This is a genomic window from Eubacterium sp. CAG:161 (genome assembly GCF_000432355.1).
In the GTDB taxonomy this organism is placed as follows: domain Bacteria; phylum Bacillota; class Clostridia; order Lachnospirales; family Lachnospiraceae; genus Eubacterium_G; species Eubacterium_G segne.
Map to the genome: position 1 here is coordinate 90,284 of NZ_HF991874.1, position 9,970 is coordinate 100,253.

Below are 9,970 nucleotides of genomic sequence, written 5' to 3' on the forward strand. Positions count from 1 at the left end.
GGAGGAAAATGGAGTCCGTGCTTGCACGTATGTATAGGTTATGATAAAATACATAATAATTATGGGGTTCTATGCCCACTATCTTTTTTAGATGATTAGGAGATTTATATGCTTAATAATGAAAAGATTATACTAATGACAAAACTGTCATTATATGAGCAGAAAAATCAAAAAAAAGAAATCAGCACAGGCAAGTATTTCAAAAGTGATTATATGCTTTTAAAAATGTTAAGTTCTTTTATTTGCGCTACAGTAGGATATCTGCTTTGTCTGATTTTGTGGTTTATGTATAAATCTGACAGGGTTTTTGCCAGTATGACTACAACAGGAAGTTTTACGGTATTTGTGGTGGTTATTGTTTTGCTTTATATAATTACCGTAGTTGTATATATGATTTTTAGTTATGCATTTTTTTCACATAAATTCAGAAAAATCAGAAAGAACCTTAAAGAATATAATGGTGATTTGAAGACCTTACATAGAATACAGGAATTAGAATATGATGCCATTATAGATGAATTGGAAGAAGAAGGAGATGAGGAAGAATAATGACAGGTTTAATTGAATTAAAGGAAAAATTAAAGAACTTTTATGCAGAACATGAAGTTGTTATGAGACCAATTGTAAAATTCCTGGCAGTTCTTGTTTCATTGATGGTTATAAAAAGCAACATAGGTTATATGAATATTATTAACATGTGGCCGGTTATAATTATAATATCCGTAGTTTCAGCATTTTTAACATGGGGTATGCTGGTGCTGGTACTGGCAGCAGATATTGCGGTAAATATATTTTCCATGTCTTTGGAATTGGGAGCCTTGGTGTTTATTGTAATGCTTATAATGTTCCTGTTCTTTTTCAGATTTACCCCAAAACAGGGAGCATTACTGGTGTTAATACCTTTAGCATATTTCCTTAAAATACCATTTGTGGTTCCTATAGCAGTGGGACTTATATGTTCTCCGGTATCTATTGTATCGGTAGCATTTGGAACGGTATTATACTATATGATAGATGTAATCAGCAATAATGCTACAGTTATAACTAATTCATCGGATGGTACTATAGGATCAGCTAGCATAAATGCCATTATTAATATGATGAGTAATAATAAAGCAATGATGTTGGCAGTTATTGCATCAGCCATTACCATAATGGTGGTGTATATAATAAGAAGGGCAACAATTAACAATGCCTGGGCGGTGGCAATTATTACAGGAGCCATAGTAGACTTTGTAATTACTTTGGTGGGAAGTATTATGTTGAACACAAAAAGTTCAATATTTTGGATTATTATAGGGACGATAATATCCATACTCCTTGCATTTATATTGCAGTTCTTCCTGTTTTCAGTGGATTATTCAAGGACAGAACATACCCAGTTTGAGGATGATGAGTATTATTATTATGTAAAAGCTGTTCCAAAAATAAACGTAACAGCTCCGGAGATGAATGTTAAGCGTATTAACGCTCAAAGAAAGAGAAAGGTTCAGCCAAAGAGAAGATAACAGTTGATTATTGAAATATAGAGAAAGGAGTACAGGGTGATGAGTGCAGTATTAAGTTATATTCAGAATTTTGTAGACAAATATTTGACAATACCTGACATTTATGCCAGCGATATCGTGGAAATAATTGTTATTGCAGTTTTGATTTACTACATTATATTATGGTTCAAAAAAAGCAGAGCATGGATTTTACTTAGAGGGATACTTGTGCTTGTATTATTCATGGTTGTGGCATCGGTTTTTCACCTGACTACTCTTTTATGGATTATAGATAAGACGTTAAGTGCCGGAATTATCGCTTTGGTTATTATTTTCCAGCCTGAGCTTAGAAGAGCCCTTGAGGAATTAGGAAAAAAGAACGTTTTGTTTAATGTATTTAAATTGGGAAATACTTTGGAAAATGAACGTTTTAGCGATAAGTCAGTGGAAGAAATAACAAGGGCTACCCTTGAAATGGCAAAGGCGAAGACAGGAGCATTAATGGTAATTACCCAGGAACATGACTTAGGACAGTACATTGAAACGGGAATCAGGCTTGATGCCAAAATTACCAGTCAGCTTCTTATTAATATATTTGAAAAAAATACTCCTCTTCATGACGGTGCAGTTATAATAGAAGGAGATGAAATTGTTGCGGCAACATGTTATATACCGTTGTCAGACAGTACATCTCTTAGTAAGGAATTAGGCACAAGACATAGGGCAGGTCTTGGTTTAAGTGAGCTTACAGACAGTATTATAATAATTGTATCAGAGGAAACGGGAAGTATTTCCATAGCAAAAGACGGGAAACTTATCCGATATGCAGATGCGGCTATTTTGAAGAATGAACTTACAAAAGCCCAGGCGAAGGATGAAGTTAAAACAAAGAAAAAAATATGGAAAGGAAGGAACCGCAATGAAAAAAGCCATGATGAAAATTAAGGCATCCCTTACAAACAACGTAGGTATAAAGGTTATTGCGGTTGTTATTGCTGCATTAATCTGGCTTATGATTGTAAATATAAGTGATCCTGAAAAGACAGTGATAATATATAACATTCCTATTAACGTAACTCATGAGGAAGTAATTACTGATATGAATATGGTATATGATTCCGACAAGAATGCTACCGTAAACATTACAGTATCCGGGAAACGTTCAGTTGTAAGTAAGTTATCAGCAGAAGACTTTACGGCAACAGCTTCCCTTAAGGAGTTATCAAAGGTTAATGCCATACCGGTTCAGGTATCAGCAGTTCAAAACTATATAGGAAGAAAAATTACAATTGAGAAGCAGTCAAAACAGACGCTGGAAGTCAGCATAGAGCAGGTTAAAAAGCAAAACTACAGTGTATCTGTTGAGTACAATGGAAGTCCTGAAGAAGGATATGTTGCAGGTGGCTATACTCTTTCAAAGAATATGGTTACTGTGAAGGCACCGGAGTCATTACTAGACAAGATTGACCGTGTTGTAGCAAGATGTGACATTGACGGAGAAAATGAGGACTTTACAACAAAAAGCAGATTATATGTATATGACAAGTATGATAATATATTAAAGTCTGATAAAATAAAGCTTTCATCTAAGAGAGTAAGTGTTTCGGTTACCATTCTTAATGAAAAGCAGGTTCCAATAGAAACACCTTCAGTTGGAACTCCTGAGACAGGATATCATGTAGGAAAAGTAACGGTATCACCGGAAAATATTACCCTGATAGGGAAAAAAGAGGTTCTAGACACAGTTGAAAAACTGGTTATAAGTGATACTATTAATATATCCGGGAAGACTACTGACACTGTGGAGAAGATAAATATAAGAAAATATCTTCCGGAAGGCACAGATATAGGTCAGGGAGAAATGGATGTAATAAGCGTTGTTATTAAAATTAATAAACTTGTGTCTAAGAAGTTTACCATTAATACAGACAAAATAGCCATAGACGGATTAAACAATTCCTATGAAATGGCATTTGTAAGTAAAAACATTAACGTTGAGCTTCAGGGAAAAGATGATGTTATTAAGAAAATCACTTTAAATGACATTGGCGCAAGTATTAATTTAAATAATTATAAAGAAGGAACAGAAACCGTAAATGTTTCAGTTACCTTGCCTGATGGCGCTACATTAGTTAATGATGTAAGGGTCAGGGTGAAAATTTCCAAAAAGAAATAATGTCATAAGACATTAAGTATTATGCAGGAGGAAAAAAATGAGCACTATTTTAGTAACAGGTGGAGCAGGTTATATTGGAAGTCATACATGTGTTGAGTTATTAAATTCAGGCTATGACGTAGTAGTTGTAGATAACCTTAGCAATTCATCAAAAGAAGCATTGAACAGGGTTGAACAGATAACAGGAAAGAAAGTAAAGTTTTATGAAAATGATATAGCTGACAGAGAAGCTATGGCAAAGGTGTTTGAAGAAAATGATATTTTTTCAGTAATTCACTTTGCAGGACTTAAGGCTGTTGGAGAATCAGTTCAGAAACCTTTAGAATATTATAAAAACAATATATCAGGAACATTGGAAATGTGCGATGTAATGAGACAGCACAATGTTAAAAACATTATTTTCAGTTCTTCAGCTACAGTATATGGAGATCCTGAATCAGTTCCAATTACTGAAAAGTTTCCTAAGGGACAGTGTACTAACCCTTATGGATGGACAAAGTCAATGTTAGAGCAGATTTTAACAGACATTCAGTTTGCAGATAAAGAATGGAATGTTATTTTACTTCGTTACTTTAATCCGATTGGAGCTCATAAGAGCGGATTAATGGGAGAAGATCCTAATGGTATTCCAAACAACCTTATGCCATATGTTATGAAGGTTGCCATTGGACAGCTTCCACATGTAAATGTATTTGGTAACGATTATCCGACACCGGATGGAACAGGTGTAAGAGATTACATTCACGTTGTAGACTTAGCAGAAGGTCATGTTAAGGCAATAAAGAAGATAGAAGAAAATCCGGGAGTAAAGGTTTACAACCTTGGCACAGGAATCGGATACAGCGTACTTGATGTTATTAATAATGTAAGTAAAGCTGTTGGAAAAGATATTCCATATGTAATTACAGACAGAAGAGCAGGAGATATTGCTGAATGTTATGCTGATCCTACATTGGCAAAAGAAGAATTAGGATGGGTTGCTAAAAACGGAATTAAGGAAATGTGTGAAGATTCATGGAACTGGCAGCAGAAAAATCCTAATGGATACAAATAAGTAAAATATGATGGGAGATGACCATGAGTTCTAATAAAAATAAAACACCGGAAAAACAGTTGAAAACAATTAAAATATGGAAGAGAATTGCTACAACTTTTGAGGTGATTTTTGGAATAATACTTATTGCGGCAATGGTAATTCTATTTGTACCTAATGTGAAGGCTGAAATTATAAAGGGAATGGCAACAACACCTATAGGTCAGAAAATTATTTCCTGGTTTGGAAGTGAAGCATATGTACACAGTGTTTTTGACTCAAACTTTGATAATACTAAGTTAAAGACCAATGAACTTAAGTACAACTATTCTCAGGAATACACCACCTTCGTTTTATTTGGTGTAGATTCAAGAGAGGGTGAAGTGGAGGCTTCTAACAGTGATTCCATTTTGGTAGTAAATATTCATAACACAACAGGTGAAGTGAAAATGGTATCAATTTACAGAGATACCATGTTGGGAATATATGATGCAGATGGAAACCTGAACAAGTATTTTAAGGTTAATTCAGCATATGCAGCAGGAGGACCTGAAGCAGCAATAAATACTTTAAATAAGAATTTAGACTTGGACATTCAGGATTACGTTACGGTTAATTTCGCAGGAGTTGCAGAAATCATAGACAAGTTAGGCGGAATAACAGTCAATTTAACAGATGATGAGTTGTCACAACTTAATTTCCATTTACTGGGAACAGCAAATGCCATGGGTAAATATGCTACCCCGGTAAAGAAAAGCGGCAAAAATATAAAGCTTAACGGATTACAGGCTACAACATACTGTAGAATAAGAAAAGCGACATTTTATGATCCGGATACAGGGGATAGAGTGTCAGATGATTTTGGACGTGCTGCAAGACAACGTTCAGTTATGATGAAATTAGTTGAAAAGGCAAAAAGTGCAGGAATTACGGAACTCCAGTCTATGGTGCAGACAGTAATGAATGACGATAAGGCAGGAGACAGAATAATTTCAACCAGTTTTACCTTTGATGAGATAGTAAATCTGATACCTGTTATATTTGATTTTAAATTAAATGGAAGTCAGGGATTTCCGTCACAGCTTACTACAGGAACCTATGATGGTACAAGCTATGTAGTTGCAAGAGGTTTATCGAACAATGTATCAGAACTTCACAAGTTCTTATATGGTGAAGAAAACTATCAGCCTACCGATAATGTAGTGGCAGTTGAAAATTATGTAGCAGGTTATACAGGAGTTACATCCGGTTCAGATGGTTACAATCCAATTGAATCAGGAAAGACTACCTCTAATGAAGAAACCACGGCAACAGTTGATAATACAGATTATGATTACGATGACAAAGGACAAAGTGATTTCTATTAAATAGGATAAAGTGCCGACATACTTAAAAGGTGTGCCGGCATTTTAATTCTTAGGTTTTTAACAGTTAAAACACAGAATAATCACAACTAAATTGTAAACTCTAGTTATAAAATAAATCAAAAAGAATTTGTCGAAAGGAGTAGGAATCATGTTAGACAATGAAAATACAAATGGATTTGACACAAATCCGGAGGAGAATCAGACACAAAATGAACAGCAGGTAAATGACACAGGTAACACAGAAAACTCAGAAAACAAAGAATATGAGAATACCTATTATTCCCAGGGAGACAATTCTCAGAACAGTTACAACAATTATAATAACAATTATAGTAACAACTATAACAGTAATTATAACAATGGTAACTACAATGGAAATTATCAGAATAATGGAAACAATGGTAACAAAAAGAAAAAAAATAAGCTACCGGTTGTAATTGCAGTGGCGGCTGTTACAGTTCTTGTAGGTGTTTCATGTATAATGGGAATATTTGCAGTAGCAAACAGTAACAGTAAAAATGGAAAATCTACCATTGACAGTATATTATCACAGGGTGAAACCAAAGAAGGTGAAACATACAATGATATTGGTTCTACTAACACAAACAAATCAGGCTCTAGTTCATCAGGAGCAGTTACAGTAACAGATGTTTCAGGAGTTGTAGATAACACAATGCCATCAGTAGTAGCCATTACCAGCAAAACATTAATTGAGTCAAACAGTTATGATTCAATATATGATTATTATTTCGGTGGCGGTAACAATAGAAAACAGACATACGAGCAGGAAGCTGCCGGTTCAGGAATTATTGTTGACCAGACAGATACAGAGTTATTAATAGTTACTAACAACCATGTAGTTGAAGGTGCTGACAGCTTAAAAATTCAGTTTGACGGAATGGAAGCAAGTGAAGCAGTAGACGGATATACAAAAGGAACAGATGCCAATGCAGATGTGGCTGTTGTTGCAGTTAAATTAAAAGATATTCCAAGCAAAACATTAGATACAATAAGGAAAGCTACATTAGGTGATTCAGATTCAGTTACAGTAGGTGAAGGTGTAATTGCCATTGGTAATGCATTAGGATATGGACAGTCAGTTACAACAGGTATTATTAGTGCAAAAGACAGAGAAGTTACAATAGAAGAAAAGAAAATGAAACTTCTTCAGACAGATGCAGCCATAAATGGTGGTAACAGTGGTGGTGCATTACTTAACTCAAAAGGTGAAGTAATCGGTATTAATGTTGCTAAATATTCTTCTAACGGTTCTAGCACTTCAAGTAGTGTTGAAGGAATGGGATTTGCAATTCCTATTACATCAGTTAAGGATATTATCAACAACTTAGAGACTAAGCAGACCAGAACAAAGGTAAGTGAAGATGAACGGGGCTGGTTAGGAATCAGCAGCAAATATGATGTTACATCAGATGTTTCAGAGGCATATGGAATGCCAACAGGTGTATATGTTTACGAGACTGTAAAGAATGGCCCGGCAGACAAGGCAGGTATTCAGGCAGGAGATATTATAACAGCCTTTGATGACCAGCAGATTACATCTTATGATACATTAAAGAGTGTAATGGCATATTACAAATCAGGAGAAAAGGTTAAAGTGAAGATTGCCTATGCAGACGGAAGAGAGTACAAGGAAAAAACAGTAACAGTAACTCTTGCCAGTGCCAGTGACGTAGGTGCTTCTAATACACAAAATTAGCCCCCATCATGAGAAATAGATTATAATATTTCTTCATTAATTAATAAATTTCCTTATAATCGGGTAAGTTCAGTCTTACCCGATTATTTACGTTTTTTGTGATATGTGATAAACTTACCACTGTGACAAAAGAAATCAGAGAACAGGAGGCAGGTATGAGTGACAACAAGGACGAATTAGAAAAAGAAGAGTTAAAAGATGTTAATTCAAATGAAACATCTAAAGATAATAAAGAAGATGATTACGAAAAAATCTGTTACGTATGCAGAAGACCTGAAAGTAAGGCAGGAAAAATGATAGATATGCCCGGTGGGATATGCGTGTGTACAGATTGTCTGCAAAAGAGCTTTAACAACTTTCAAAACGTTGGTATGAATGTAAATATCAGCGAAGAGGAATTAAAGAATCTTTTAAACATGCCGGGGGTACATATGATGAATCCGGAGGATTTTATACGAAATGTACCTCATAAGCAGAAGATCAAAAAGAAAAAAGCTGATGGTGAAAAGACAGAACCGGTTATTGATATAAATAAAATTCCGGCACCACATATTATAAAGGAAAAATTAGATGATTATGTAATTGGACAGGAATATGCCAAAAAGGTAATGTCAGTGGCTGTATATAATCATTACAAGCGTGTGGCAACAAATACAATGGATGAAATAGAAATTGAAAAGTCTAATATGCTGATGATTGGGCCTACAGGCTGTGGTAAAACATACCTTGTAAAAACACTGGCAAAATTATTGGATGTTCCTCTTGCCATAACAGACGCTACATCCTTAACTGAAGCAGGTTATATAGGAGATGACATTGAAAGTGTAATTTCAAAATTACTTGCAGCAGCAGATAATGATGTGGAAAAAGCTGAAACAGGTATTGTATTTATTGACGAAATTGACAAGATTGCAAAAAAAGACACCTCAAGAAGCAGGGATGTAAGCGGTGAATCAGTTCAGCAGGGAATGCTTAAGCTTTTAGAAGGAAGTGAAGTTGAGGTTCCTGTGGGAGCAACAAGCAAAAATGCAATGGTTCCTTTAGCTACAGTTAATACCAAGAATATTCTCTTTATATGTGGCGGAGCTTTCCCGGGATTAGAGGACATAATTAAGGAAAGATTAAATAAACAGGCTGCAATTGGCTTTATGAGTGATTTGTCAGACAAATATGATAATGACAAAAACATTATAAAAAATGTTACGGGAGATGACTTAAGAAAGTTTGGAATGATACCGGAATTTTTAGGAAGACTTCCTATTGTATTTACATTAGATGGCTTAACAGAGGAGATGCTGGTAAAAATACTTACTGATCCTAAAAATGCCATAATTAAGCAGTATCAGAAGCTTTTAGAGTTAGACGAGGTAAAACTGGAATTTACTGAGGATGCTCTTAAAACAATTGCCGGAAAAGCCATTGAAAAGAAAACCGGAGCAAGAGCCCTTCGTGCAATTATTGAGGAATTTATGTTAGATATTATGTATGAGATTCCAAAGGATGACCATATTGGAACTGTAAAAATTACTAAGGAATACATTAACGGAACAGGTGGTCCAATTATAGGAATGAGAGGGCAGAATTGCATAGAATAAATTATGTAAACCAAAATTGAATGCTATATAAACTAAGGGCAGATTTGTTATAAAACAGATTTGCCCTTAAAATATATTTAAATTTATATCAAATAATTTTAAGTTTAATTAAGGTTAGTCATCTATGCTTATTTTAAATTAAAAAGAAAGTGAGATGATTGATATGAGAAAGAAAGCATTAGCATTATTAGTAGCCATGGCTCTTGCAGCAACGGCGGTTACAGGATGTTCCACAGGCAGTTAAAAAGTATAAATTGCTTATTTGTGGAAAAAACAGTGGCAATTTATAATTTTTATGCTTATATCATAATATTGAATTTTTTAACATAGGCTGTTAAAAAAAGCAGGTGAAACCATGCCTGAATGTCAGGATATAATTACATCAGAGGAGTATGGGGATTTTATCTGGGAAATTGCTGAAAATCCGGAAATCATCCGTCAGAAGTACAGTGAGTATTGTCCGCAGCTGATAAATTACCGGTATGTATGTGCCTATGAGCGTTTAGACAGAATAAGGGAAATCGGTCTTAGAAATTATTCTTACAGTTCCATTCCAAAATTATTCGGATTAATGGATACCACGGCAGTAGCAGCC

Annotated in this window: 9 protein-coding genes; all 9 read left to right on the plus strand. The window is 34.8% G+C overall.

Going from position 1 to position 9,970, the window contains the following annotated elements:
* The first annotated feature begins 108 nt into the window (after positions 1–108).
* Positions 109–549 (plus strand): hypothetical protein, encoded by a 441-nt coding sequence (locus Q5O30_RS10500; RefSeq protein ID WP_021953701.1) that lies wholly within the window; start codon positions 109–111, stop codon positions 547–549.
* The gene (locus Q5O30_RS10505; RefSeq protein ID WP_021953702.1) at positions 549–1,508 is read left to right on the plus strand and encodes a hypothetical protein; all 960 of its coding nucleotides are present in this window, start codon (positions 549–551) and stop codon (positions 1,506–1,508) included. Before Q5O30_RS10500 ends, Q5O30_RS10505 begins: the two co-directional genes overlap by 1 nt.
* A gap of 39 nt (positions 1,509–1,547) precedes the next feature.
* A complete protein-coding gene (gene cdaA, locus Q5O30_RS10510; RefSeq protein ID WP_021953703.1) occupies positions 1,548–2,432 on the plus strand; it encodes a diadenylate cyclase CdaA in 885 nt (294 codons plus the stop codon).
* Positions 2,407–3,663, plus strand: coding sequence for a YbbR-like domain-containing protein (locus Q5O30_RS10515; protein WP_021953704.1), 1,257 nt, complete (start codon positions 2,407–2,409; stop codon positions 3,661–3,663). The genes cdaA and Q5O30_RS10515 overlap by 26 nt, the downstream gene beginning before the upstream one ends.
* 37 nt (positions 3,664–3,700) lie before the next feature.
* Positions 3,701–4,717: a UDP-glucose 4-epimerase GalE gene (gene galE, locus Q5O30_RS10520; protein WP_021953705.1), complete on the plus strand. Its 1,017-nt coding sequence runs from the start codon at positions 3,701–3,703 to the stop codon at positions 4,715–4,717.
* A gap of 23 nt (positions 4,718–4,740) precedes the next feature.
* A complete protein-coding gene (locus Q5O30_RS10525; RefSeq protein WP_021953706.1) occupies positions 4,741–6,063 on the plus strand; it encodes an LCP family protein in 1,323 nt (440 codons plus the stop codon).
* A 148-nt stretch (positions 6,064–6,211) separates the two neighbouring features.
* On the plus strand, positions 6,212–7,780 hold the full coding sequence (locus Q5O30_RS10530) for a S1C family serine protease (RefSeq protein ID WP_021953707.1): 1,569 nt from the start codon (positions 6,212–6,214) through the stop codon (positions 7,778–7,780).
* A 155-nt stretch (positions 7,781–7,935) separates the two neighbouring features.
* Positions 7,936–9,375: an ATP-dependent Clp protease ATP-binding subunit ClpX gene (clpX, locus tag Q5O30_RS10535; protein ID WP_021953708.1), complete on the plus strand. Its 1,440-nt coding sequence runs from the start codon at positions 7,936–7,938 to the stop codon at positions 9,373–9,375.
* Positions 9,376–9,730: 355 nt separating this feature from the next.
* On the plus strand, positions 9,731–9,970 hold a 240-nt coding region (locus Q5O30_RS10540; protein ID WP_370553119.1), incomplete at its 3' end, for a hypothetical protein.